Source organism: Shewanella sp. FDAARGOS_354 (assembly GCF_002209245.2).
GTDB classification, from domain to species: domain Bacteria; phylum Pseudomonadota; class Gammaproteobacteria; order Enterobacterales; family Shewanellaceae; genus Shewanella; species Shewanella xiamenensis.
Map to the genome: position 1 here is coordinate 2,737,236 of NZ_CP022089.2, position 25,198 is coordinate 2,762,433.

Consider the following 25,198-nt stretch of genomic DNA (forward strand, 5'->3'; position numbering starts at 1 on the left):
CATCCATATATCAATACCTTAAAATTATAAACTTTACCAATCCATAGATTGTGGTTTAGCTCTTTCAAATTTTAACATTCAGAATAAAACTTGTTAATAAAAACCCCTTTGATTTTACACTTTATCTTCCGAATCGCTTCGGGCCTTGAATACAAGTAAAAAATCAAAACTAAACATTACCAAAGTAGCTAAAACCCACCTTAAAATGATGCCCAATGAAAATTTGAAATAGCGTCAATGGGTACACTCCACCAATCCCCAATAACGATGGTGGTTATATCTCCTTTAACCCACTTTTAAAGTGATTATATAGCTTTTGCACCATTGGATCAGAGGCTGCTGATAAATATTTAATAAAAGCCTCGGGTGAGGAAAACATTTCGTCCAAGGTTGCTGAGTAACCGGGCGCGGGAGGCATAGGTATTGCGTTATAAGACCAAACAATTTCACCTTTTTCGTTTAATAATTGGCCGGAAATGTTGAATAAAGCGTTGAACTCATCAGAAAATCCGTGCTTCATACCTAGAACAACTACATTAAGTGTAAGCACAAGCTTATTAGGTGAGTCTTGTTTGAAAACTATTGGTAATTTATCCGATTGAACTTTACTTTTGAACTGGCTGCGAACCAACTCATTAAGACTAATATTATTCCGTTCCATGTATTCAAGAGCGAACTCTTTAACACCTTTCCCATCCCCAGCCGAAGTTGCAATACCAACTCCAACAAACTGCACATCAACAGTACTAACAGAATACAACATCAAATTATTATCTGGATAAGACTCCAGGTTTACAGTCTTAAGACTATTAAACACTTCTGGCTTTAACTTTACAGTTGGCACTGACGAGCAACCTGTAACGATCAGAACAATCAACGGTACAATAACTTTAAAATTCAATTGAACTCTCCCAATAGATGAAATACTAAGCTAATAAGAAAAATTGAATAAACTAAACTCTAAAAATGCAACTAAATTATTCAATTTATTCCTAGTCAGCTATCTGTTAACCTGCGCATATATCTTCAATAAGTATAAATTTATTAATTACACTTCGAATTGGACACTGCATTTTTTACCTATAGTTTCCAATTAGTTCTTCTTTTTACATCCAAAATCCCAAAGTCATCAGACTTCAACTATGTCACATTAATTCGTGGAGCCTGCACTAAATACAGGGAAAGCTTTAAATTCGTTCTTAATTTGTAAGTTACTGTCGATTAATCGCAACTCCAAGCAGAAAAAATCGTAAGTTAGTGCGAGATATTCGATATGAGAGCAATACTCTCTATCTTTTCGCGTACAAGTCACCCTCAGTAAAGCACCGTCTTGCTCGTATTTATGAGTGTGTTGCGGATAAGTAATTCAGCAATCACAAAACATTAACATCATTATTTTACGGTTTCAATCTTCTTACTGGAGAAATACAGTAAGAAGTAACAACAAGCCACATCTTATTTATCCACACAAAAAAATAAATTTAATCAAAATATTGCAAACATCAAAAAGGCTCAACTCTCTGAACACCTTTTGCATACAGCCATATAGGGGAGTATCTGTTAACAGAGACAAATAGGGCGGTGAACAAGTTCTGCAGTCACTTAATTTGCTTAGCTTTCAAAGAACAATTTCATCGTTTTGTGAACGCTATCAAATGCAGTAAGCGCTAAATTATTAAGGGTTTTGCTACATCGGCTTCATCCCTAACATATCCTAGGGCGTTGTAAAGTTTATTTTTTTGTTAACATCATAACCAAGCCGATTAATACTCGTGCTATTCTTTGGCTAAAAAACCAGAGATTACACTAGATTAACTATCGTTAATCAAATAAAAAATCTATTGATAAATCAACCAATAGACCATGACAACAAAAACACAACATTTACATTTTTTCGCGCCGAAAAGGCTTCTTTGCGCAAAGTTTCTACTGTTATACTCGCGTTAGCCGATAAAACAATAATAAAACAAACGAGTAAGGAAGCGCTCTATGTTGGCCCCTGAACTCCTCGAGTTAAGCAGTGACAAAAGCAAGGCGGAATTACGCCTGATCCCCAAAGAGCATGGCCCCATCACCCGTGATGATGTGATGCGCCTGTTATCGCTCCCAGAGTTTTGCTCACTGTATCCACTTGATCAGGCCATCGATAAAGTGGTGGCGCAAACTAACTCTCTGTACCATCAAGAAGATGGTAAATTTGAACTGTTTTCCGTACTGGCTGAACGCCGAGATGGTAGCGTTAAGATTGAAATCAGCCCAGATAAAATGCTCGCCACCATGACCCTAACCGCCCCTTGTGGAGGTAAAGCGGTCGACTTACCTGAAATTCTTACTGAACTTAAAAAAAATAATGTTTGCATGGGCTTAAGCAAACTTAAAATCCAAACCTTGCTGCAAAAAATCACCAAGCTCAAACCCGGCGATAGCTGTCAAAGTGAAATCGCCCAAGGCAAGCACCCAGTAAACGGCCAAAATGCCGTGCTAGAGCGTAAGGTTTCGCTGGCCCGTGAGCGCTTACTCCAGCCGCAGGAGCGCGAAGATGGTACTGTGGATATGCGTAATCTTGGCTCCATGATAATGGTCAAGCCTAACGATATTTTGATGATCAAACACCCAGGGACCGAAGGCTCTCCCGGTTATAACATTAAAGGAGAAGTCCTTAAGCAAAAGCCTGGCAAGGATCTGCCTTTACTCGCAGGAACAGGTACCAGCATCCATCCGAATGATCCCAACAAACTCATCGCCACTGTAGCAGGGCAACCCGTTGAAACCCGCACAGGCATGAATGTTGATGATGTTTTACAGCTAAAAGATGTCGATATCAGCACGGGCCATGTCACCTTTAAAGGCAGTATTTTAATCACAGGTGATGTACACGAAGGCATGATAGTGAAAAGCTCCGGTGATATTACTGTGATGGGCTTTGTCGATTCAGCGACCCTTGAGGCAGAAGGCGATATTACCGTTAGTAAAGGCGTCATTGGTCGGCAAATTCGCGTCAATGAGTTTTCGACTAACCTCACTGCTCAAGGGCAAATCAGCGCCCAGTTTGTGCAATATTCCCAATTAACTGCAAAGGGGAATATTCTGATCACTAAGCAATTACTTCATAGTCATACCAAAACAGCAGGAACCCTGACAATAAGTGACACTAGCGGTCGCCGCGGCGATTTAACTGGTGGCGTCGCCCATGCTGAAAAAGGACTCATTGCCGTTGCCATTGGTGCCACTGCGGGGACAAAAACAGAAGTCTTTTGTGCAATGGAGCAAGGCGAGCTCAAGCAAAACCTCAAACAGCTGGAGGAAAGTGTCCAATCAATGGTAATAGCCACCCTCGATATTGAAGCTCGCCTAAAAAGACTTCCCCCAAAATCCGAATGGCAAAATGATCCCGTGATGATTGAGCAGATTAAGATGATGCTCGATGAGAAGAACCGAATTTTAAACGAGCGCACCCGTGAAGAGCTCGAATTTGATAGCCTAAAACAGGAAGTGGAAAGTTATTTCGATAAGTATCACATCGATGTGATTAAGCATGTATTCCTCAATGTCGAATTTCATATTGGCCAAGCTAATCATAGAACGACCCGCGAACATGGCACTTGCTCCATCACCAATCTTAATCAAGAGATTAACTTTGATTACAATGCCAAACCTAAAGCACAAGCGGCAGCCAGTTAAATAACGTTCAAAGCGTTTTACTAAGGGCGCACATGTCATTCAACGTGGCGCGCCCCTTAGGGCTACTGCCTCAATCATAGCCCCCTCATTGTTATCCACGAGTGAATCCTCACCCAAGAACATTTCAATGGCTTTCTTCTTTGACCTAGTCGGTGGCATACTGCCTACGATTCCCCATGTAAACGCCAGCGTTGGGGGATAAGGATAAATGTGATAGGTTGAAGTAGAACATGGCCCCAGGAATACACATGACTCAAGTAAAAATGGCTGATATTCAATGGCCTGCAGTAGTTAAGCTGACTCAAAATGATGAACTCCTTTATCTTGGCCATCAACGTGATTGGTTAGAACTCGCCTGCCTTTACCAGCATCAATTTATCGATACGGACCTGTTACTCGACAGCTTAGGTAACCAATATTTGATCCGCGCCACCCCAACCACTATTCATGAAGATCCTATTGGTGAGCTACCTAACCTGCTAAAACAAGAGCACAAATTGCCCCTCACCGATTTTATTAAATGGGTACAAAAACATGCCAATGCCGTAGGCCAATGCTGTGTGGCCAAATTAGCGTTTACAACATTCGCCCAAGGGATGGAAATCGTCCATAGCTTAGATGACTAAGCAGAAGCAAAGTAAAATCTGATAGGATTCACAGTCTTCAACGAGATGATCCAAAAAGCTAATATCCTCAACCACATTTAGCAGGCATAATTTATCACGAACGGCCCAGCCCGTTATGTCCAAAGCGATTGGTCTGCATACTTTGCCTTAAAGTGCCAAATCAACGCTGGACATCATTCGGATACACCAACAAACGGAACCTAAATTGGAACTACTTAAGATTGACTGCTTAGGCAAATCACTGCGTTTGGAAGGCTCCCTCGCAGGTTGGCAACAACTCTTTTGGGACAATACCTTAGTCTCACAAAAAGCCGCTTCAGTGGATAATGGCGGCCTTAAAGTCCATGAATTTGAACTCACTCAACAGCATAGCCAATTGGCCAGCGAGCATGGCGAAGCGCAAGTTCTTGAGCATAAAATCCTTGTGCGACTTGAAACTGATGTGGTTTGGCAGCCCTTTAGATTCGACTATCGACTGCTTATTGATGAAGAAGTGATTGCCCAAGGCACTCGTACCGAAAAAGATATCGAACGCCAAACCCCTGAAATCCCAGTGACTACACCACAAAAATTTAGCTTTGTTGGTTTAGCGTCCCTTGGATTTAAGCTACTCAAAAGCGCTAAGGTCATCAAAGTGGTACTCGCGGGCGCGAGTGTGGCGGCCTACTCTTGGTTGTTTTCATTCCAATTTGCCTTGGCACTTATCGCCTGTTTGGTATTCCACGAGTACGGCCATATTCGCGCGATGAAGTATTTTGGGATGAAAACCAAAGGAATTTACCTCATCCCCTTTATGGGGGGACTCGCCCTCAGCGATGAAAAGATTAACACCCGCTGGCAGGATGTGGTCATCTCGATTATGGGGCCAACCTTCGGCCTATTGATGTCGGTAGGCTCACTTATCGCTTACCACATGACGGACAATGTCTTCTTTGCAGGGCTTGCGGCCTTTAACGCGCTACTTAACCTGTTTAATTTATTGCCAATTTTACCCCTCGATGGTGGCCATATTTTAAAAAGCATTAGCTTCTCGATGAACAGCATTATGGGGTTAATTGCCTGTGTGATTGGCGCCGCCTTTGGGGTGTATATCAGCTACACCTTGGGCCTTGCCCTGCTCGGTTTCCTATTGCTTATCGGTAGCTTAGAGATAGTGTTCGAGTGGCGTACTCGTCATCAAAGCCACCTGTTGCCGCTAGACAGATATGGGCAGATATTCTCAACCATTTGGTACTTAGTGACCGTTGCCGCCCTCGTTGGGATTATCTGGCACTTAGCAGGCACGGGCGATGATATGTTAAGCCTGCCACTCCAGATCCTGCGCAGCTAAACGCAATCGTCTGATCCACATAATAAAAAACCGCGATTGCTTAAGGCATCGCGGTTTTTTTATTTATGAATGATTCAATTAGTTATCCGCTAATGGCGGCGCGATATCGCTCCCACCTAAGGCTTGGTAGAGTGTCGCTTGGGCCGTTAATTGGTTATAGCGATTCTCCAGCAATGCGGCCTCGGCGCTGCGGCGATTCTCCTGCGCATCGATCCAATTTTGAATGCCGATAGCACCATGGCGATATTGGCTCTCATAAATGGCTTCGGCCTGGGCGGCGGCGCTAAATTGCAGCTCAAGCTTCTCACCTTGGTAAGCGTATTGCTGCTTGGCCGAGATGGCGTTATCCACATCCTCGAAGGCGCTGTAGAGGGTTTTACGATAGCTGACGATGGCAGATTGATAGTCGATATCGGCAATATCATTGTTGATTTGCATTTGATTCCATTGCAAAAAAGGCAGCACTAAGCCCGCACCTAAACTCCCCACGGGATTACGCAATAGCTCTTTTAGCTCTGAGGTCGACTCCCCTACGCTGCCAGTCAAACTCAAGCTTGGGAAGTAACTGGCGTAGGTCGCATCCTTACTGGCCAGCGCCGAGCGCAATTGATACAGGGCCGCCTTCACATCGGGACGACGGCCAACCAAGTCGGCGGGAATACCGACACCAACCTCAGGCACCGCATTGTCCGGCAATTGCTTGATCTCAACCGCCACTTGCCCCGGGGCGCGATTGAGTAAGATTGCCAGAGCATTTTCAGCTTCAACCAACTGTTGCAGCAGTTGACTGTGGGAGGCCTCTTGCCCCGCTAAACTGCGTTGGGATTCGAGCACATTCAGCTCTGTGACGGCACCCGAGGCATATTGGCGCTGGGTTAACGCCAACGTTTGCCGACTGTGTTCAATACTCTTATTGCTCAGTTCAATCCGTTGATGCAGATAACCAATCTGCCAATAGAGCGAAGCCGTCGTCGCGACGAGACTCTGCGCCGTGCTCTCCCTATCTTCGAGACTTGCCAGCGCCGTCCATTGGGCTTGGTCGATATTGGCCGACACTTTGCCCCAGAGATCCACCTCATAGCTTACCGACAGGTTCGCCTGAAATGCCTTGCTCGAACTACCGCCATCCAGTGGTTTATTCACAGACGCCGTATTATTGGAGCTGAGCTGTGGATACAAATCATCCCGCGCTAACCCCGCCTGTAAACGCGCCTTTTGCAAGGTCAAAGTCGCAAGAGTCAAATCATTATTGCTGCTAAGCACTTGGCTAATCAACTGATTTAATTCGGGTTGATTAAACTTATGCCACCAAGGGTCGAGACTCACTTGGCCATTCACAGGGTCATTCACTTGGGTATGCTGCCACTGCTCTGGCACCTGCAAAGCAGGCGGCTCAAAGTCGGAGCGCATCAGCGCGCCACAGCCTGACAGCAGTGCGATGCTGATGGCAATCACACTGACCTTGAGCGATAAACCGACACGGCAGTTTAATTTGTTTTGATGCGTTAAAACTTGATCATTCATTGCGTTACTCTCTTGCTAGTGCATCAACTGGGTCTAAACGCGCCGCATTGCGAGCGGGGAGGAAGCCAAACAACACCCCGATTAAGGTGGAGCAGGCGAAGGCGGCAACAATAGAAGTCGTCGAATAAATCATCTGGAAACTGCCTCCCGCTTGGGCAAACACCACGCCAATCAAATAGGCCAAGGCCACCCCAAGCGCGCCGCCGCACAGACAAACCAACACGGCCTCAATTAAAAACTGCCGCAGAATATCGCTCTGGCGCGCCCCAACCGCCATGCGCACGCCAATCTCGCGGGTACGTTCGGTCACCGACACCAACATGATATTCATCACCCCAATACCACCCACCACGAGGGAAATCACCGCAATGGCCGAGATTAATAGCGTCATGGTCGCGGTGGTTTTCTCGATATTCTGGCGAATGGTATCCGTGTTAATGGTAAAGAAATCTTGGGTGCCGTGGCGCATCTTCAGCAGGCTAATAATGCCCTGCTCCGCCGCATTGCTCGGTACGGATTCATCGAGCCTAACAGTAATGCCATCAAGGTATTTCTTGCCCACCATCCGGCCTGATACCGTGGTATAAGGCACCCACACATTGAGGGCATCACTGTTACCAAAGGCGCTTTCCTTAGGCTGAGTGACACCAATAATCCGCACCGGCAAATCCCCGAGGAAGATGACTTCCCCGATGGCAGAGCCCATGACGCCGCTACTGTTAGGGAACAGCTGTTTACGGGTGTTCTCGTCGATCACCGCATCCTGCGCTAACGCATTAACACTGTCATCATCCCAAAACTGCCCTTGGGCGAGCTCATAGCCTCTAACCCGGAAGAACTCTGGACCCACACCATTCACAGTCGCCGTCACCGCCTTATTGCCATAACGCACCGTCGCACTCGAACCAATGCTCGGGGTGACGCTATCGACATAGGGTAAGTTTTTCAGTGCATTAGCATCGCTTGCAGTCAAAGTTCGTACCTTTGCCGAGCGCCTATCACCAAAGCCTGAGCCGGGGCGAATGTCTATGGTATTGGTGCCCATCGAACTAATGCTCTTTAAGATTTCCCGCTGCGAGCCTTCACCCAGCGCCACCACAGACACGACTGAAGCGATACCGATAATAATGCCGAGCATAGTTAAAAAGGTGCGCAATCTATGGGTCGACATCGCCAGCAGCGCCATTTTCAGGGCTTCGGCATATCTGTCCCATGCCGCCACGCGGGCGCGCACCTTCGTCTTGGCGGGGATCACTTCAGTCTTAGGCGCAGCAGCAACGTTTGAGGCGGGATTAGGCTCATCGCTGATAATCACCCCGTCCTTAATCTCAATAATACGGTCGGCATGCTGCGCCACATGCATATCGTGGGTGACGATGATAATAGTGTGTCCTTCGCGGTGCAGTTCCTGTAATAACCGCATCATTTCTTCGCCGCTGTGACTATCTAAAGCGCCCGTCGGTTCGTCGGCAAGGATCACATCACCGCCATTCATCAGCGCCCGCGCAACACTCACCCTCTGCTGTTGGCCACCACTGAGCTGATTCGGCTTATGATCGAGACGCTCACCTAAACCCAAGCGCGACAATAAGTGCTCAGCGCGCTGTCTACGTTCAAGGCGATCTTTACCCGCATACACGGCGGGCACTTCGACGTTACCGACGGCATTAAGATCGCCAAGCAAATGATATCGCTGAAAAATAAAGCCAAAATGCTCACGTCTCAGCTTTGCGAGTTCATCCACATCCATCTGCGAGGTATCTTGGCCATCGATAAAGTACGCGCCCTTTGAGGGTTTATCTAAACAGCCCAAGATATTCATCAAGGTCGACTTACCCGAACCCGAGGCGCCGACAATCGCCACCATCTCACCCCGGGCGATGGAAAGATTAACATCTTTGAGTACAGTCAGTTGTTGCTCACCCGCCTGAAAACTGCGGTAGCAAGCTGACACTTCCAGTAATGGCTTAGTCACGCTTAAAACCTCATTGGTGGGCCACGGAACTTCATGGTCGAACCATCGGCGGGCATTCCGAGCACCACTTGGTCGCCTTCGTTCAGGCCAGACAGGATTTCGGCATTGATTTTGTTATTAATACCAACAGTTACATCCACATATTGCACTTGGTTATTCACCAATACAGGCACTTGATATTGCGGCCCACGGGACTTGCCTTCCGCTGGCGGAGCCGCTTTATCCCTTGGTTTTACCCTCAGCACTTGCGATGGTACTAACAGCGCATCATCAGACTTGGCAAGCACAATCGAAATCTGCGCCGTCATGCCAATGCGTAGGGTACGGTCGGGGTTTTCGACATCGAACAGGCCATGGTAATAAATGGCGTCTGAATCGCTCGAGCTCATATTGCTATCGTCACCATCCATTGAGGTCGGGCCAGGCTCAATCGCCCTTAAGGTGCCGCGATAGGGATGGTTAGGTCTGCCAAGAATAGTGAAATACACTGGCTGTCCGGGGCGCACATTGACGATATCGGCTTCGGAGATCTGCGCCTTGACCGTCATGGTATCGAGCTGCGCCATCTCGACTATGGTTGGTGTGGTTTGATTGGCGTTAACGGTTTGACCCACTTCGACCGCAGAGTAAACGACGGTGCCATCCATAGGCGCAGTGATCTTGGTATAACCTAAATCGATTCTGGCACTGTCGACATTAATCTCAGCCTGTTGTTTTTGCGCTTCTAACTGCTCAAGCTCGGCTTGATACACCGTGAGCGTGGCTTCGGCGGCTTCAAAGTCTGCGCGGGAGCTGGCCTTATCGGCGAGCATTTGCTGCTGACGGGTATATTCGAGTTTTGCCTGACGAATTTGCGCCTGCTTAGCACGATACTGGGCATTGATGTTTTTAAGGGATGCCAGCGCATTTTGCAGGTTGTTTTGCTGGGCAAGACTGTCGATTTGCGCGATAAGATCGCCCTTTTTCACCTCTTGGCCTAGCTCCACAGGCAAACTCAGAATTTGCCCTGAGACCTGCGCGCCCACACTCACCAGCTTGGAGGCCTGCAACATGCCGTTGGCGAGCACCGAGTTTTCAATATCGCCGCGTCTAACGGGTTCAGTCACATAGCTTGGAGCCGCCTCGGGTTTATGTAGCAGAAAATAAGCGCCGCCCCCAAGGAGGATGAGGCCGCTTAGGATCAATATCAATTTACGCTTTGAGGATTTTTTCATCTGAATCTAGGTGTCCATCAATGCCAATGGGCGCAAGCGTGTATCTTGCGGGAAGAAAAATAGTGCTGTCAGTATATAGAGTTAGCTAAGCACAGTAGACGAAGGAAGTGTCGATATCAGGTAAAGATTTGCAAATATCTGTGTAGAAGTTTGCGCCCTAGACCTTTAAATATACGGATAAAACGTTGAACCATATAAATCCATGTTACTTGAGATTATCTGCATACCTCAAACTAAAGGGTCATGGCGTGAAACGCTGATTTTTATAAGCGAAGGTCTGTTCAAACAACCAATAGCAAAACAGGGATACCTTAGGTATCCCTGTTGTTTACGCTATGCCAAAGAGGCATTCATTGCAGATTTTACAGTGCTTAGCCAAGGCGGCGACGTAGTTCACGGGTCGCATCGACCATGTTTTTCAGCGCGGGTTCTACTTCAGCCCAAGTGCGTGTCTTAAGGCCGCAGTCGGGGTTAACCCAGAGTTGGCGCACTGGCACTTTTTGCGCCGCTTTTTCGATAAGGTGCACCATGGCCTCAACACTTGGCGTATTTGGCGAGTGGATATCGTAAACGCCTGGGCCAATTTCATTTGGATATTCAAAATCTTCAAAGGCGTTGAGCAGCTCCATGCGTGAACGCGAGGTCTCGATGGTGATGACGTCCGCATCCATGGCGGCAATGGCCGCAATCGTGTCATTAAACTCGCTGTAGCACATATGGGTGTGGATTTGGGTTTCATCCACCACACCCGCCGCACTTAGTTTAAAGGCATTCACCGCCCAATCTAAGTAAGCCTGCCACTCGCTTTGCTTTAATGGCAGACCTTCGCGGAAGGCTGGCTCATCAATTTGAATAATGCCAATACCTGCATTTTGTAAATCCACCACTTCATCACGAATTGCCAGCGCCAATTGGGTGGCAATGGTATCGCGGCTGATATCTTCACGGGCAAACGACCAATGTAGAATCGTCACCGGGCCCGTTAGCATGCCTTTGACGGGTTTGTCCGTCAGGCTTTGGGCAAATACAGCCCAATCAACCGTCATGGCTTTCGGGCGACTCACATCACCATAAATCAATGGCGGCTTAACGCAGCGAGAACCATAACTCTGTACCCAACCATTTTTGGTAAAGCCCACACCTTCGAGCTGCTCACCGAAGTATTCGACCATGTCGTTACGCTCGGCCTCACCGTGTACCAGCACATCGATACCGAGTTTAAGCTGGCGGTCGATGGTATCGCGGGTTACTTGCTGCAACTGCTCAGTATATTGGGCATCGCTTAGCTCACCCTTGCGCCAGCGACTACGTAGTCCGCGGATTGCTGGTGTTTGTGGGAACGAGCCAATCGTGGTCGTTGGCAACAATGGCAAACGGTACTTACGCTGCTGCACCGCTTGGCGCTCAGTAAATTCGCTCACACGTTCATAGTCGGCTGGGGTCAGCGCAGCAACACGGGCGATCACTTTAGCATCCGCCGCCTGTGCTTTAGCCTCACGGCGTGCCAAACAGGTGTTAACTATCTCTTTGGCCGCGACAGACTCAGGGGCCTGCAACAATTGGCGCACATTAGCCAGTTCCAACAGCTTTTGCTTAGCAAATGCGAGCTGCTGACGTAGCGCCGGCGTGAGCGTTGTCTCTACCTCTAAATCCACAGGGCTGTGCAGCAGTGAACAGGAGGTGCCAATCCATAAACGCTGGCCTAAGTCTCGGGCAACACCGCCGATACGCTCAACAATCAGGTCAACCTCTGCCGCCCACACGTTACGGCCATTAACTACGCCAGCTGACAGAATTTGATCTGGTCTTAAGGCATTGGCAAACAAGGCCAATTGTTCAGGGGCAGTCACTAAATCGAAGTGCAAACCCGCCACTGGCAGCGCGGAAACCAGCGTCTGATGATGACTGATACTGCCATAGTAGCTGGTGAGTAAAATCTTCACTTGAGCCGTTTTAAGCGCTTGATAAGCTTGGCTAATCGCTGCTTGCCAATCATGAGTTAATTCGAGTGCTAGAATCGGCTCTTCAAGTTGCACCCAAGTCACGCCCTGCGCAGCAAAACGCGCAAGAATGTCGGCATAGGCCTTTAACAGATTTGGCAATAGGCTGAGTTTATCGAAATCCTGACCCACAGTTTTTGCCAGATACAAGTAACTCACGGGGCCTAACAGCACCGGCTTGGCTTGATAACCTAAGGACTGCGCCTCGGCCACTTCATCAAAAAACTGCTCATAGGCGATAGAGAACTCTTGGTCTTGCTTAAGCTCTGGCACTAAGTAGTGATAGTTAGTGTTGAAATACTTAGTCATTTCCGAGGCTGGCGCATCGGTGCCAGTTGGCGCACGGCCACGGGCAACGCGGAATAAGGTATCAAGATCGATAGCACCCTCACCACGGTGGCGATCGGGGATAGCGTTTAAGGTCGCACTCAGGGTTAACACTTGATCGTAAAAGGCAAAATCCCCTACAGGTACTTGCTCTATCCCTGCGGCCACTTGCCATTGCCAATGGGTGCGGCGTAACTCCCTAGCCACCTCATGCAGCTCGGCTTGAGTGCTCTCACCACGCCAGTATTTTTCAAGGGCAAACTTTAATTCACGACGACGCCCGATACGGGGAAAACCTAGACTGTTTAATTGCATACCATATCTTCCTTTATTTGAGATAAGCCATATTCGGCACTTGCACCCAGCTGATGGTGTTTTCTTGGCAACTTTTCGCACTTAAGCCAAGATAAATCACAATGGGCGTCTGGACGTCTAGAAGTTTATTGTGATAGTCTCTATGCCAGCAACCGAATTGATTTCAAGCACAACATGAGCGAAATTCACTTGGAGTGATCATGATCGAACTAAGACATCTGCGAACCTTAATGGCCCTGAAGGAAAGTGGCAGCTTGGCGGGCGCAGCCAAAAAACGTTTTGTCACTCAATCGGCTCTCTCCCATCAAATTAAGGAGTTAGAGCAACGAATTAACTCGCCCATTTTTGTGCGTAAGAGCAAACCGCTCTCCTTTACTCAGGAAGGTGCACGCCTGTTGCACCTCGCCGAAGAGATCCTGCCTAAGGTATTGGAGACGGAAACCGATCTCAAAAATGGGCTGGAAACTGAAACCAATCAGCTCAGAGTCGGCATTGAATGCCACAGCTGTTTTCGCTGGCTAATGCCGGTGATGGAGCAGTTTAGGCAAGATCATCCCCAAGCCGAGTTAGATCTTTCCAGCCGTCATCTATTCGACTCGCTCAATGCCCTAGAAATGGGCGAACTGGATATAGTGCTGACCTCAGATCCCGTGCCAGGTCACTCGCTCGCCTATCAGCATTTGTTTGATTTTGAAGTGAAGTTAGTGGTTTCTAAGGATCATCCCTTAGCGAAAGAAGCCTATGTTACGCCCAAGCAATTGGCGCGCTTGCCGATAATCAGTTATCCGGTGCCACTGGCGCGTTTAGATATTTACCGTCACTTTTTAGAACCCGCGGGTATAGAAGCCGGCGAGCAAAAGACCTGCGATTTGACCATGATGTTATTGCAGCGCATCGCCTGTAAGGACGGTATCGCCGCCTTACCAAATTGGTCTATCAATGAGGGACATGGTTTGAGTTTAGCTTCAGTCAAACTGGGTCAAGAAGGCTTAAAACGCCCGCTATTTGGGGCTTATCGCCGCCACAGCGCGAACTCGGCCTTAGTGCAAAACTGGCTGCAACTAGTAGCAAGCGAAGGCTTAGCCCGCCAGCAAAAAACCAATTAAGCGTTGAAATGTTTAACAAAAAAGCCTGCTATTGCAGGCTTTGTTTTTATGAGCGGTGCTTAGAGCGGATTAAGCAATAAACCACGCATTGACAATACTCGGCGCAGAATTAACCCGGGGGAATTTTGATTACGGGTCTGGCGCAGATTGTGGGCGATCATAAACTCTTGGCGCAGATCTTGGTCAAGATCTAAGGCTTCAAAGGCTTCGATGGTTAAAGTTTGTTGCTGATTATCGATCAAAGACTTAATCACACTTAGCGGGAAAGATTGCTCAGAGCTGGCATTCAAATAAGCAAATGCGGTTAAAGCAATAATCTGGCCGAACACACTAAACAGCGCCAAAGTTTGCACCTCATCGGGGTCGATATCGACATCCGGCATATCAACTAAGCTGTCAACCGCATCAGTTGCTATATTTTCCGTGAGTTTCCAATAACCTTGAACCAACTTCTTATAGGGTTGAGGCAATTCATCGAGGCGTTCTTTCAAATAAAATGTAAAGGCATAACGGTAAATATTAACTTGGCCCAAACGAATTAAGGCATCTTTTAAAGAGCGAGACTTAGGGCTAACCACACCAGAAGCTTGCGCCGAATTACTGCGCATCAACATATGGGCCGCTAACGCGGGATCACTCGAAATAATATCGATCACATTACGAATATCGCCTTCGGCAAGAATGGCCTTTTTCAGTGGAATTAAGATCCCACGGCGGCCAATGACTTGCTCTTCATTCGCTATGATGGCTCTCACTTGAGTAAAAACCTGTTGCTCAAGATCTGTCATAGGACACTTTACACCTGTTAATTAGCTATAAGATGATTCGAATACCGCTCACATCATACCCAAACTACAAAGAATTTCAGCACTAAGTCGTAGAATAATTGCGTTAACCGTAAAGATGATGTGCTTTATAGTATAAGCAACGACTTAGCCTATATTACACCCGTAGAGATTATTTTTCTCTGCACCCAACAGCAGAAATAACAAAGCCAGACAGAGTCTGGCTTAAAAAGGTACTAAATCACTTAATTATCAGGGTTCAGCTTAGAAACGGTAGCCGACAGTAAAGCGAATATCACGGCCTCGGCCTGAGTAATAGCCGTCATAGGTTCCACCAGCATAATAACCAGCACTGACATAGTCTTTATCGAACAGGTTATCGATACGCAGGCTCGCTAACCAGGCGTCACGGGTATAGTTAAGTGCCAAGTTACCTAAGACATAACTAGCCAATTTATCGCCTTGGTTAGCATTATCGCCTTCGATAAAGCGATCGCCCGTATAAATGGCCTCGGCAAAGACTTGAAAATGTTCGGCAAAATCCATACTGACATAACCGCGTCCCGAATGCTCGGCCACCCAAGACAATTGCTTGCCATCATTCACCCCGTCGGTAAATTCGGCATCGATATAGTTGTACTCAAGACCTAGTTGCAACGCTTTAGTCACCTGCCAATCCCAATCGGCACTCGCGCCATAACGGCGTGAAGCATCGGCATTAACGTTAGCGCCTTGGAAGCTGCCACCAACAGGTTTTTCCGCACTCGGGTCGAAGACAATTTCATCTTCTAAATCGAGGCGGTATAAGCTCACTCGCAAAGTTTGGCTGGCAACAGCCCAATCCCAACCCGCTTCATAGGAGCGGCCGGTCTGCGGCTTTAAGCCATACACATCTTTCGGGGTGTAGGCTTGCTCATCCACCTTAGCGAAACGGAAGTTTTCATCGCCACGTAGATAGAATCTGTGCTCGGCGCTCGGGCGGTAATTTAAACCGAACTCGAATGCAGTGGCATCTTCATCTAAATCAATACCGTTTGGATAGACATTGCCATCGACCAGATCGTCAGTCACCCGCGCGTAACGTCCGCCCACCACATAGCTTAAGGTGTGACTTAACGGCACAGTGGCTTGCAGGTAAGCACTTTGCATTTCCTGCACGTTACTGCGCGCCATAGAGTCAAACTCGGCTTTACCGCGGCTGATATCCAAACCTGTGACTAGGTTGAGCTCACCTTGACGGGTGCTGTAGTTGGCGAGCGCTTTAGGGCTAAACATCAGCAACGAGCGAGTATTTTGGCTACCCGCCCCCCAGTTTAATGAGCTCACTAAGGTATCGCTGTAATCCAGATCCGCCACCAAGGCCCAGTTTTGGTTAAGCTGATGCTGATAACCGCTGCGCGCCGCCGTGGTCATCTCATGAACATATTCGCTGCTATTAGAAGACTGACGTGGGTTTTCTTTGAACTGCTTAGGGGTCAACGCCCCAGGATTCTCGCGGTCATCATCGTAATAGCTGGTTTCAACGAAGAAAGAATCTGTGGCGGTTTTATATTGAATACGGCCAAGGATAGAACCCGTTTCATTGGCATTATGCTTACGATAGTTATCGCCTTGGTTGTAGCTACCAGTCAGGAAATAGTGCCAATCTTTATTGATGGCGCCCGACACATCGCCGCGACCTTCGTAGGTATTAAAGCTGCCGCCGGATAATTGCACGCTGCCGCCCGAATTCTCAGGCGACTTAGTCACAATATTGATCACCCCGCCTACCGCTTGGTCGCCATAGAGCACGCCCGCACTGCCCGATAAAATCTCGACCCGCTCAATTAAATTGAGTGGAATCGCATTCAGGCTAGGCGCGGCGATATCAATATTATTTAAGCGGCGACCATCGAGCAAAATCAGCGTGTTGTTAACCGCAGAGCTGGCGCTAAAGCCACGCATCGCAAAGCTAGTGCCAATGTTATTGTCGGACAGTTGAATACCACTTTGACCACGTAACACTTCGGTCAAGCTGGTTGCGCCACTCATTTCAATCGCCGCAGCATCAATCACATTCACATTAGCGGCAATATTTAACGGGGTCTTATCAGCACGGCCAATCACCACGATATGCTCATCGACGTTGGCGGCATGAGTTTCATCGGCAGCCACAGCGGGCGCGATAATTGATACACTGCAAAGGCTGCCAATCAGCAGCGCAATTTTGGTTGGATGTGTTCCCATTTTACCTTTAACTCCTACAAGGAAAACGGGGCATTAGCGCCACGATACCGTTGATTCAGTAGAAAACACTGATAGTCACTATCGCATTTTGAGATCTGCCCACCGAAATCTCAAAAACACCTTTAGGGCCGGTCTCCGGACTTAGGCTATATCCATCTCAACTTGAGATGAACGCGAAACTGACCTTTACACACTCGATTACAGGGCTCATCGTGAACGCCTATCAAATGCGGTCGTCTCTCACCTTTTACCGTTGCGGGGGCAGTGCCAGAATTTCACTGGCTTCCCGATTATCTCGCGACTTCATCATCGCAAGCACCACAGAAGGTTGACTCAAAATTAGGTTCAAAGGGCGTCAAACCTGTTAACGCCCAACAAGGCTCAGAATATTAAAGACCTAAGCGCGCGCATTATAGACGTCTATACGGATGAAAGTCCATTAATCTCAGATTGGCGAGAAAGCTCAGATGAGTTAGAAAACGCCATCCCAGTTTTTTGCCGCAGGTTGGGGTCTGTCTTTGCTCAAAATCGCCTGACGTTGCTCAGGGGTTTCGCATTGGGCAACCGGGCTTAAATCCAGCGGCTTAATCACTAACGAGTCAGCAGGTTGCACAGGCGACTTGTCGAACATGGGCAAATTCATCGACCAAGAGACCAGCTCCCCCTTGTCGCTAATGCCAACATAACCGTCATTTGCGCCATCTAACCACGTGAGGCGCGGAATACGTGCCATTAACTTTTCCACATTATCACGGTTAGCGCGATATCCAACGGGCACCACTTTGCCATCGGGACGAGTAAACACAAAGGAAGATGGTCCTTGCGTAATAACACTGCCTTCCTGCCAATATTTATCAAGAATCTCTTGGGCATAGTGAAACCCAAACATATACGCGTAGTCAGTGTCGTCGGCCACAATTTGCGGCACCGCCTTATCCCGCAGTAATAAAAAACCTGAGCCGACGCTGATAATCTCCTTCACGCCTGTAATGTCGGTTTTTTTAATCCAATCGACGCCACAGTTAATGCCATCGCCCCAAAAATGCGCATCCCCCGTAGGACTTAACACCGCAAATGCGCAATTGTTTGCCGTCATACTCGCCACGTCTTTTAAGGCACTGCGGATAGGATAAGTATCACTGCGCCAGCCCCAACTCACTACTGAGCCGTCCTTTTTCAAGGCGGCATAGGTGTGTTGAAAATATTCGATCTTCGCCACATCCGTAAGCTGAGGGAGCAACTTTTTCATATTGGTCGACTCTTCAACCTGGCCCCAAATCACTGCACTACCCTGTTTTTTGAGGGCGACAAAACTGCGTCCCTTAGCAAAGATATCAATGACATCAACTAATTGATCCTGCACATGCAAGCTATTGCCACCGTAAGGGCCATAACCCCAAGTGTGTACCTTGCCTGTGGCATCTAGCGCGGCAATGGCCTCTTGGTTGGCGAATAATTTAGTAATATTAGTCATGCGGTTTTGTAGGGCTTTGTCGAGGCGATATTTACCCACATTGCCCCAGAACACCACAGTGCCATCTTGACGTAACGCGGCAAACCCATCTTTAATCGAGACGATTTGCTTAACTTGCTTAAGCTGCTCAGTCACCTCGCGGCTATCGCCACCAGCATAGCTATCACCCCAAGTGATCACCTCACCGGATTGTGTTAACGCCGCAAAGGCCGAACTATTGGTGACCACAGTCTCGACAGCGGGTAAATCACAGGGAATATGGCGGTACTGTGGACTCGGATTTTCCTTAAATTGGAGCAGTTTGCCGTTATCAAACTGCAATAAGGCTTCCTTATCATTTTCGAATACGGTTACGGGTTTCGGCTGACTACAAGCCGTTAATTGTAGGGCGATTAAGGCTGCTACCAATGCCAAAGGGCGAGGAATTGAATAAGACTGCATAACTTATTTCCTTGTCGTTGCTGAAAACGTGAGTTGTTGAATATGTTGCGCTACGTTATCCGATAATGACTCGATTATCGGCCTCAATGCGCACTGAAAACCATGACTCGTATCTAACCGAGATAATAATACTTGTGTATTTTTATCAATCACCTGCGCGCTATCGAGGCTGAGTGTTTGCAGCGCCATTGTCTGGCCAAACGCCGCCAAGATCCGCGCTTGCACGGGGCTAACCATTTGCTCCGGCGCACCATGCGTATTATCGAGTACCCATCTAACTAACCAAAGTAAATATTCGATGCGGGCAGCAAAGTCGACACAGCATTGTTTTTCATCCTCCAAACCAAAACTGAGCTCTTTGGCATAACAAAGTGCCTCCAATGCCTTGAGCTTTTCTGTGGATAATGTCAGTGCCAAAGGGAGCTGATAAGTGCGAGTTATCAGTACAAAGGTTGCCAAGGTTCTTGCCGACAAAGCTTGATTGCTACGGGCTAACATCGCGAGCGCCAAGTCGTGAAACCCTAAGGAACTCAAGCGATAAAAGCTAATCATCACAATGGTTTCATCTATCGGTTCCAACTGTTTTTTGCTTGGCACAGATTGCATTTGGGCAAATAAGGCAACAAAACGCGGGTATAACTCACTGCAATGGCCGATATGATCGGCTGCTTCCCATACCAGAATATTCGCGGCGGGGTGACACCTGTAGGTTTCAAGCAGATTGATAATCCCAGCGTAATCCTGCTGCTGTCCTAAACGCTTGAGCATTGGCACATAACGACACTCAGCCCAACGAATTCTAAATAAGTTCAAACAGAAATAACCGACAAACAAGCCAAATAATAAGCCTGCGACGCCAAAGCCAACGTCCAGTTTGGCGCGATCGCGGGTTAATTCAAGATTGGCGCTCGCCCGTGTTGGTGCATCAGGCAAGTAGCTCACAGCACTTTGCGCATAGTTGGGCACTAATGCCCCCGGCGTATCATCCTGCGGCGAGACTAATTGATAAGTTGCACGGCAATCCACACCATCGAGATCCCACTGACGAATTTCCTCGCCCTCGGCGGTGTGATACTCCACCAAACACATCAATCTTTGGCGAGACATGCCGTTCGAACCTCGTTCACTCCGATACTCAGTGTCAATCACTCGGCCAATGGCGACAGCACCACGTTCTTCAAGTTGATTGACCAACGACCACTTTTGCACGCCTTCCCACAGAAATAAGGCGGCAAAACTAAAAAGCAGCAGAGGGATACAGATTAAGAGTATTTCTAACCACCCCAAAAAACGAGTGGAGGTACTCGAGGTTAATTGACTAGGATTCACCAACACGCCAGAACGTCCTTATCATTCCATGATATTTAAGGCATTGAATATCTATCTTTATTGTGCCTAAAGCGGGCGCTATTGTAGCAGCTTATGAAGAGAAATCAGAAAATGCTCACAGTTTATTGTAAAGACACTATGAGACTCACTGTCTTCAAGCTTTAGCGTGCTATTCTAAGCCTCCATTGCGCTGTTTAAAGGAGTAACAGTATGACTCGTCCTATTATTCTGGATTGCGATCCTGGCCATGATGACGCCATTGCGCTCATTTTAGCCCTCGCCCATCCAGAGCTCGTTCCACTCGCCGTCACCACCAGCGCGGGTAACCAAACCCCCGATAAAACGCTTAATAACGCCCTGCGGATCTTAACCTTATTAAATCGCAGTGATATTCCGGTCGCGGGCGGTGCGGTTAAACCCTTAAGCCGTGAGTTAATCATTGCCGATAATGTCCACGGCGAAACCGGACTTGACGGCCCAGTATTACCAGAACCCAGCTTTACGCCACAAAGCATCAATGCCGTTGAGTTGATGGCGCAGCAGCTGCGTCAAAGTGATAAGCCCGTGACATTGGTTCCCACAGGGCCACTTACCAATATCGCGCTATTACTTGCAAGCCACGCCGAGTTACACGCCAAGATCGAACGCATTGTATTGATGGGTGGTGCAGCGGGTGTCGGCAATTGGACACCTGCCGCCGAGTTTAATATTTTTGTCGACCCAGAAGCCGCCGATATCGTGTTTAAATCCGGCATTCCCATTACCATGTGCGGCCTCGATGTAACACATCAAGCACAGATCATGGATGAAGATATCGAACGTATTCGTGCGATTCCCAACCCTGTGGCTAAATGTGTCGCCGAGTTACTGGATTTCTTTATGATTTATCATAGGGATCCAAAATGGGGATTTGTGGGTGCGCCGCTGCACGATCCCTGCACTATTGCTTGGCTACTCAAACCTGAACTGTTTGATGCCCAAGACTGTCGAGTAGAGATTGAAACCCAGAGCGAATTAACGCTGGGGATGACGGTAGTCGACCGCTATCAGCTTACGGCTAAACCTGCGAATGCCACAGTACTGTTTGGACTCGACAGACAAGGCTTTGTTGACTTGTTAGTTGACAGCTTAGCGGCCTACACTCCAACGTATCTCAACCGCAGATGACACTAAGGTGAACCTTCCATGAGCCATATTCTTGTTATCGGCAGTGCCAACGCCGATCATGTCATGAATTTTGAGTATTTGCCCGCTCCCGGACAAACCCTAAAAAGCCGAAGTTATCGGCTAGAACATGGTGGCAAGGGCGCAAATCAGGCCGTCGCTTGCGCTCGCCTGTGTCTGCCCGATTCTCGTGTGGATTTTATTTGCTATGTAGGCCAAGACGGTATCGGTAATGAAATGCGCAATAGTTGGCTCAAGGACGGTATACAAGCTGATGGCATCACTCAAGTTGCCAATATGAGTACAGGTACAGCGATGATTTTTATCGCTGAAAATGGCGAAAACACTATTGGGATTGCCGCTGGGGCTAATGCCCACCTCAGCCCTGCCGAGTTAGAAAAACATTACGCCCTGTTTGCCAATGCGCAATACCTACTGATCCAACTCGAAACACCCACTGAGACGGTGAGTAATGCACTGCAAATGGCCAAACGTCTTGGTATCACCACTGTGCTTAATCCTGCGCCAGCGGCCACTCAGGAGCTGGACTACCTCAAATGGGTCGACATTATTACTCCCAATGAAACCGAGGCCGAAGCCTTAACGGGTATAGAGGTCAAGCATGAGGAAGATGCCAAACTCGCCGCCCAATGGCTACATCAACAGGGGATTGCGACGGTAGTGATCACCTTAGGCAGCAAAGGTGCATTTATCAGTAGCGCAGGCTTTACCGGGCTAATTCCGGCACTTGAAGTACAAGCCATAGATACAGTCGCCGCTGGTGATACCTTCAACGGTGCACTGGTTGTCGGCTTAAGTGAAGGTATGTCGATTGCCGCCGCCGTCGGCTTTGCCAATGCGGCATCGGCGATTACGGTTACCCGTGAAGGCGCACAACGCGCCATTCCCTACCGCAACGAAGTGCCGCGTTAATGCCTGATGAGTGCGGCAAATTGTCGCACTCAATCTCTTTCAATCAAAAGTTGTATATACATAATTTACATACCGAATTCATTCCCATTTAATGAATTCAACCTATGCTGAGCAGCGCATACTCGAGTCAAACGGCTCGATCCACCTTGTTCAGAATAAGGAAGTACCAGATGAAAGCGAAAAGCACCACTTTCCGTAACATGACTAGCGCAAGCCTACTCGGTCTAGGATTATTCGTCGCCAGCCAAGCGAGTGCTAACGAATGTGAACTCAAGATTGCTGCGACTGACGCAATGCAATTTGACACTAAAGAGCTATCTGTTCCTGCTACCTGTAAAGAAGTCACACTGACCCTAACGCACACTGGTACCCTGCCCAAAGCCGCTATGGGCCACAACTGGGTATTAACTAAAGCCGCAGATATGTCTGCCGTTGCGACCGATGGAATGAGTGCTGGTGCCGATGCAGCTTATGTTAAAGCCGGTGATACCCGTGTTATTGCTCACACTGCGTTAGTGGGTGGCGGTGAATCTACTTCGATAAAATTTAGTACTGCGGGCATGAGCCCAACTGAAGCTTACCAATTCTTTTGCAGCTTCCCAGGTCACTGGGCGATTATGCAAGGTAGCTTTAAAATTCAAGGATAATTCCATTGCCTAACAGCTACTTAGGGGAACACCTTAAGATGGCATAACAAAAAGCGGACCTTGGGTCCGCTTTTTGTTGAATGCAGATTGGCTCACAAGCCAGCTTGCCTTCGAGACTTTTGTTCCGAGATTTCTTCTGCGATTTATTCTTCGCCGAACTCGTCTTCATCATCAAAATCATCGGCGTCAGTTGCCGCTTCCGCTGCTAATGCAGCCGCTAATTTAGCCTTAGCTTGTTTCTCTGAGCGACGCTTATTACGCTCAACCAGTGTGCCTAAAAACACTTGCAGCTCGGCTTGACCCCAAGCTTGTGCCTCGGCCTCAGTCGCAAAACCATCATGGCTTTTCGACACAACCGTCTTAGTCGACGTCATACGACGAGTGATTTCCGTCTTCCAACCATTTTCAGCTTGAGTGACGCGAAAATCGTATTTTTTACCCTTGCTCATTCTGCTCTATTTCCTAAATGATGCTTGCCACGTTTGTCTTATCAAGCGATACAAACGCCATCATAAAACAAAAGGAGCGCAGTTTACTTGATTTCGGCACAGAAAGATCGCTTGCGAGAAAATTTTCATGCTTAGCACTTTCAAATAGCCGTAATAATCCCAAAAGTAACGCGACATGCTAGATGATTTTTCGCCCTAATCTTAGTCCTAAGCTCAGTATCAAGCTAGCGTAAAAGCGGCGGGCAAACGGTAACTTTTCTTGTTTTGATCATAAAACTGAACATATTTAGTCATCTAGCCATTTTAGAGTGTGAGGTGAATCCATTCACAAAAACTCAATCTAGGAAAGATGATGAAAACCTCTCCAATAACACGCTACATGCTATTTGCCACAACAGCTCTGCTTGCTGGCTGCAACAGTGATACTAAAGATAACGAGACCACAGCACCCACCACTCAAATGGTTGCGGCCCAAGTGGGTGAGCGGCCGCTGTTTCTGGTGCGCCAGATGCAAGACAGCACACTTAAAACCCGCTTAGCCCAGTGCGAAACCGATCATTTCTACCGTAGTGATTTTTCCATCGGTCATCGCGGCGCGGCGATGCAGTTTCCTGAACACACCAAAGAATCCTACCAAGCGGCTATTGATTCCGGCGCGGGTATCGTCGAGTGTGATGTGACCTTTACCGCCGATAAAGCCTTAGTCTGCCGCCACTCTCAGTGCGATCTCGCCAGCACGACCAATATTTTGGCCATTCCCGAACTTGCCAATAAATGCTCTGTGCCTTTTACGCCCGCCGATCCGTCCAATGGCATTGCCGCCACAGCAACCTGCTGTACCAGTGATATCACCCTTGCCGAGTTTAAAACCTTAAAGGGTAAGATGGAGGGCGAGAATCCCAAGGCCACCACTGTCGAGGAGTTTATGAATGGTACGCCTAAGTGGCGCACGGATTTATATGCTGGCAATGGCACCCTAATGACCCACGCCGAAAGCATTGAGATGTTTAAAAAAGCTGGTGTAAAAATGACGCCCGAGCTAAAAGCCGCGAGCGTAGCTATGCCCTTCGATGGTTTTACTCAGCAGCAGTACGCCCAGAAAATGCTCGATGAATATACAGCAGCAGGCGTCGATGCCTCACAGGTTTTTCCTCAATCCTTTATTTTGGATGACATTAAATATTGGGTCGCCAACGCGCCTGAATTTGCTAAACAGGCAGTATTTCTCGATGACAGGTACGATTATAACAACGCCTTCGATCCGCAAAATCCAGCGACTTGGTCACCCTCAATGGCGGATTTAAAGACCCAAGGCGTCGAAATTATCGCGCCGCCACTCTGGGTTTTAGTCGCCTTAGATGCGGATAAAAAAATCATTCCATCGGAATACGCTAAGGCTGCGAAAGCCTCGGGACTTAAGATCACCACATGGTCGCTGGAACGTTCTGGTTTATTAAAAAATGGTGGCGGCTTTTATTATCAAAGTATTACCGATGCCATTGATAATGAGGGCGATACCTACGAACTACTCGATGTGTTAGCTAAAGATGTGGGCGTGATTGGCGTGTTTTCGGACTGGCCAGCGACTGTGACTTACTATGCCAACTGCATGGATTTATAGGCCAAAACAATAGGCGCTATTTCAAAACCGA

The 25,198-nt window shown here is 47.9% G+C and carries 18 protein-coding genes and 1 riboswitch; of the genes, 8 read left to right on the plus strand and 10 right to left on the minus strand.

Features of this window, described 5'->3' with window-relative positions:
• Positions 1-274: 274 nt before the first annotated feature.
• Positions 275-901 carry a hypothetical protein gene (locus CEQ32_RS12345; RefSeq protein WP_088586113.1) on the minus strand — a complete coding sequence of 209 codons (627 nt, stop codon included), beginning with the start codon at positions 899-901 and terminating at the stop codon, positions 275-277.
• A 1,088-nt stretch (positions 902-1,989) separates the two neighbouring features.
• Here CEQ32_RS12345 and CEQ32_RS12350 point away from each other — a divergent pair.
• From CEQ32_RS12350 to CEQ32_RS12360, 3 genes are all read left to right on the plus strand, one after another.
• The gene (locus CEQ32_RS12350) at positions 1,990-3,681 is read left to right on the plus strand and encodes a DUF342 domain-containing protein (RefSeq protein ID WP_088586114.1); all 1,692 of its coding nucleotides are present in this window, start codon (positions 1,990-1,992) and stop codon (positions 3,679-3,681) included.
• A 248-nt stretch (positions 3,682-3,929) separates the two neighbouring features.
• Complete coding sequence (locus CEQ32_RS12355; RefSeq protein ID WP_037414404.1) at positions 3,930-4,307, plus strand: DUF4144 domain-containing protein; 378 nt, start codon at positions 3,930-3,932, stop codon at positions 4,305-4,307.
• A 205-nt stretch (positions 4,308-4,512) separates the two neighbouring features.
• The gene (locus CEQ32_RS12360; RefSeq protein WP_047534546.1) at positions 4,513-5,637 is read left to right on the plus strand and encodes a site-2 protease family protein; all 1,125 of its coding nucleotides are present in this window, start codon (positions 4,513-4,515) and stop codon (positions 5,635-5,637) included.
• A gap of 78 nt (positions 5,638-5,715) precedes the next feature.
• Here the strand turns inward: CEQ32_RS12360 and CEQ32_RS12365 are convergent, their stop codons facing one another.
• The 4 genes from CEQ32_RS12365 to metE form a co-directional block, all read right to left on the minus strand.
• A complete protein-coding gene (locus tag CEQ32_RS12365) occupies positions 5,716-7,161 on the minus strand; it encodes an efflux transporter outer membrane subunit (protein ID WP_088586115.1) in 1,446 nt (481 codons plus the stop codon).
• A 4-nt stretch (positions 7,162-7,165) separates the two neighbouring features.
• Positions 7,166-9,136 carry a MacB family efflux pump subunit gene (locus CEQ32_RS12370; protein ID WP_088586116.1) on the minus strand — a complete coding sequence of 657 codons (1,971 nt, stop codon included), beginning with the start codon at positions 9,134-9,136 and terminating at the stop codon, positions 7,166-7,168.
• Between the two features lie 2 nt (positions 9,137-9,138).
• The gene (locus CEQ32_RS12375; protein ID WP_088586117.1) at positions 9,139-10,350 is read right to left on the minus strand and encodes an efflux RND transporter periplasmic adaptor subunit; all 1,212 of its coding nucleotides are present in this window, start codon (positions 10,348-10,350) and stop codon (positions 9,139-9,141) included.
• A gap of 371 nt (positions 10,351-10,721) precedes the next feature.
• Complete coding sequence (metE, locus tag CEQ32_RS12380) at positions 10,722-12,992, minus strand: 5-methyltetrahydropteroyltriglutamate--homocysteine S-methyltransferase (protein ID WP_088586118.1); 2,271 nt, start codon at positions 12,990-12,992, stop codon at positions 10,722-10,724.
• A 200-nt stretch (positions 12,993-13,192) separates the two neighbouring features.
• Between metE and CEQ32_RS12385 the strand changes: the two genes are divergently transcribed.
• Positions 13,193-14,098 carry a LysR family transcriptional regulator gene (locus CEQ32_RS12385; protein WP_088586119.1) on the plus strand — a complete coding sequence of 302 codons (906 nt, stop codon included), beginning with the start codon at positions 13,193-13,195 and terminating at the stop codon, positions 14,096-14,098.
• Between the two features lie 59 nt (positions 14,099-14,157).
• Here CEQ32_RS12385 and CEQ32_RS12390 read toward each other — a convergent pair whose 3' ends face one another.
• From CEQ32_RS12390 to CEQ32_RS12405, 4 genes are all read right to left on the minus strand, one after another.
• Positions 14,158-14,886, minus strand: a complete 729-nt coding sequence (locus tag CEQ32_RS12390) for an HDOD domain-containing protein (RefSeq protein ID WP_037414412.1) — start codon at positions 14,884-14,886, stop codon at positions 14,158-14,160.
• Between the two features lie 261 nt (positions 14,887-15,147).
• Positions 15,148-17,109, minus strand: coding sequence for a TonB-dependent receptor (locus tag CEQ32_RS12395; protein ID WP_088586120.1), 1,962 nt, complete (start codon positions 17,107-17,109; stop codon positions 15,148-15,150).
• Between the two features lie 108 nt (positions 17,110-17,217).
• A riboswitch (cobalamin riboswitch) is annotated at positions 17,218-17,447 on the minus strand.
• 134 nt (positions 17,448-17,581) lie between these two features.
• Positions 17,582-19,024, minus strand: coding sequence for a hypothetical protein (locus tag CEQ32_RS12400; protein ID WP_088586121.1), 1,443 nt, complete (start codon positions 19,022-19,024; stop codon positions 17,582-17,584).
• Positions 19,025-19,027: 3 nt separating this feature from the next.
• Positions 19,028-20,359: a DUF3592 domain-containing protein gene (locus tag CEQ32_RS12405; protein WP_088586122.1), complete on the minus strand. Its 1,332-nt coding sequence runs from the start codon at positions 20,357-20,359 to the stop codon at positions 19,028-19,030.
• Between the two features lie 204 nt (positions 20,360-20,563).
• On the opposite strand from CEQ32_RS12405, the gene rihA reads away from it, so the two are divergent.
• The 3 genes from rihA to azu all read left to right on the plus strand — a co-directional run bounded on the left by rihA (position 20,564) and on the right by azu (position 23,097).
• Positions 20,564-21,520, plus strand: a complete 957-nt coding sequence (gene rihA, locus CEQ32_RS12410) for a pyrimidine-specific ribonucleoside hydrolase RihA (RefSeq protein ID WP_037414420.1) — start codon at positions 20,564-20,566, stop codon at positions 21,518-21,520.
• 18 nt (positions 21,521-21,538) lie between these two features.
• A complete protein-coding gene (gene rbsK / locus CEQ32_RS12415) occupies positions 21,539-22,450 on the plus strand; it encodes a ribokinase (RefSeq protein ID WP_088586123.1) in 912 nt (303 codons plus the stop codon).
• 170 nt (positions 22,451-22,620) lie between these two features.
• The gene (azu, locus tag CEQ32_RS12420; RefSeq protein WP_055648145.1) at positions 22,621-23,097 is read left to right on the plus strand and encodes an azurin; all 477 of its coding nucleotides are present in this window, start codon (positions 22,621-22,623) and stop codon (positions 23,095-23,097) included.
• Between the two features lie 143 nt (positions 23,098-23,240).
• Here the strand turns inward: azu and CEQ32_RS12425 are convergent, their stop codons facing one another.
• On the minus strand, positions 23,241-23,546 hold the full coding sequence (locus CEQ32_RS12425; RefSeq protein ID WP_037414426.1) for a DUF3622 domain-containing protein: 306 nt from the start codon (positions 23,544-23,546) through the stop codon (positions 23,241-23,243).
• Between the two features lie 352 nt (positions 23,547-23,898).
• Between CEQ32_RS12425 and CEQ32_RS12430 the strand changes: the two genes are divergently transcribed.
• Positions 23,899-25,167, plus strand: coding sequence for a glycerophosphodiester phosphodiesterase family protein (locus CEQ32_RS12430; protein ID WP_088586124.1), 1,269 nt, complete (start codon positions 23,899-23,901; stop codon positions 25,165-25,167).
• Positions 25,168-25,198 lie beyond the last annotated feature (31 nt).

Bases quoted from the DNA above. Each gene is read 5' to 3' on its own strand.
- CEQ32_RS12350 (WP_088586114.1), top strand. From the start codon at position 1,990: ATGTTGGCCCCTGAACTCCTCGAGTTAAGCAGTGACAAAAGCAAGGCG.
- CEQ32_RS12355 (WP_037414404.1), top strand. From the start codon at position 3,930: ATGACTCAAGTAAAAATGGCTGATATTCAATGGCCTGCAGTAGTTAAG.
- CEQ32_RS12365 (WP_088586115.1), bottom strand. From the start codon at position 7,161: ATGAATGATCAAGTTTTAACGCATCAAAACAAATTAAACTGCCGTGTC.
- CEQ32_RS12375 (WP_088586117.1), bottom strand. From the start codon at position 10,350: ATGAAAAAATCCTCAAAGCGTAAATTGATATTGATCCTAAGCGGCCTC.
- metE (WP_088586118.1), bottom strand. From the start codon at position 12,992: ATGCAATTAAACAGTCTAGGTTTTCCCCGTATCGGGCGTCGTCGTGAA.
- CEQ32_RS12385 (WP_088586119.1), top strand. From the start codon at position 13,193: ATGATCGAACTAAGACATCTGCGAACCTTAATGGCCCTGAAGGAAAGT.
- CEQ32_RS12390 (WP_037414412.1), bottom strand. From the start codon at position 14,886: ATGACAGATCTTGAGCAACAGGTTTTTACTCAAGTGAGAGCCATCATA.
- CEQ32_RS12395 (WP_088586120.1), bottom strand. From the start codon at position 17,109: ATGGGAACACATCCAACCAAAATTGCGCTGCTGATTGGCAGCCTTTGC.
- CEQ32_RS12400 (WP_088586121.1), bottom strand. From the start codon at position 19,024: ATGCAGTCTTATTCAATTCCTCGCCCTTTGGCATTGGTAGCAGCCTTA.
- rihA (WP_037414420.1), top strand. From the start codon at position 20,564: ATGACTCGTCCTATTATTCTGGATTGCGATCCTGGCCATGATGACGCC.
- rbsK (WP_088586123.1), top strand. From the start codon at position 21,539: ATGAGCCATATTCTTGTTATCGGCAGTGCCAACGCCGATCATGTCATG.
- azu (WP_055648145.1), top strand. From the start codon at position 22,621: ATGAAAGCGAAAAGCACCACTTTCCGTAACATGACTAGCGCAAGCCTA.
- CEQ32_RS12425 (WP_037414426.1), bottom strand. From the start codon at position 23,546: ATGAGCAAGGGTAAAAAATACGATTTTCGCGTCACTCAAGCTGAAAAT.
- CEQ32_RS12430 (WP_088586124.1), top strand. From the start codon at position 23,899: ATGAAAACCTCTCCAATAACACGCTACATGCTATTTGCCACAACAGCT.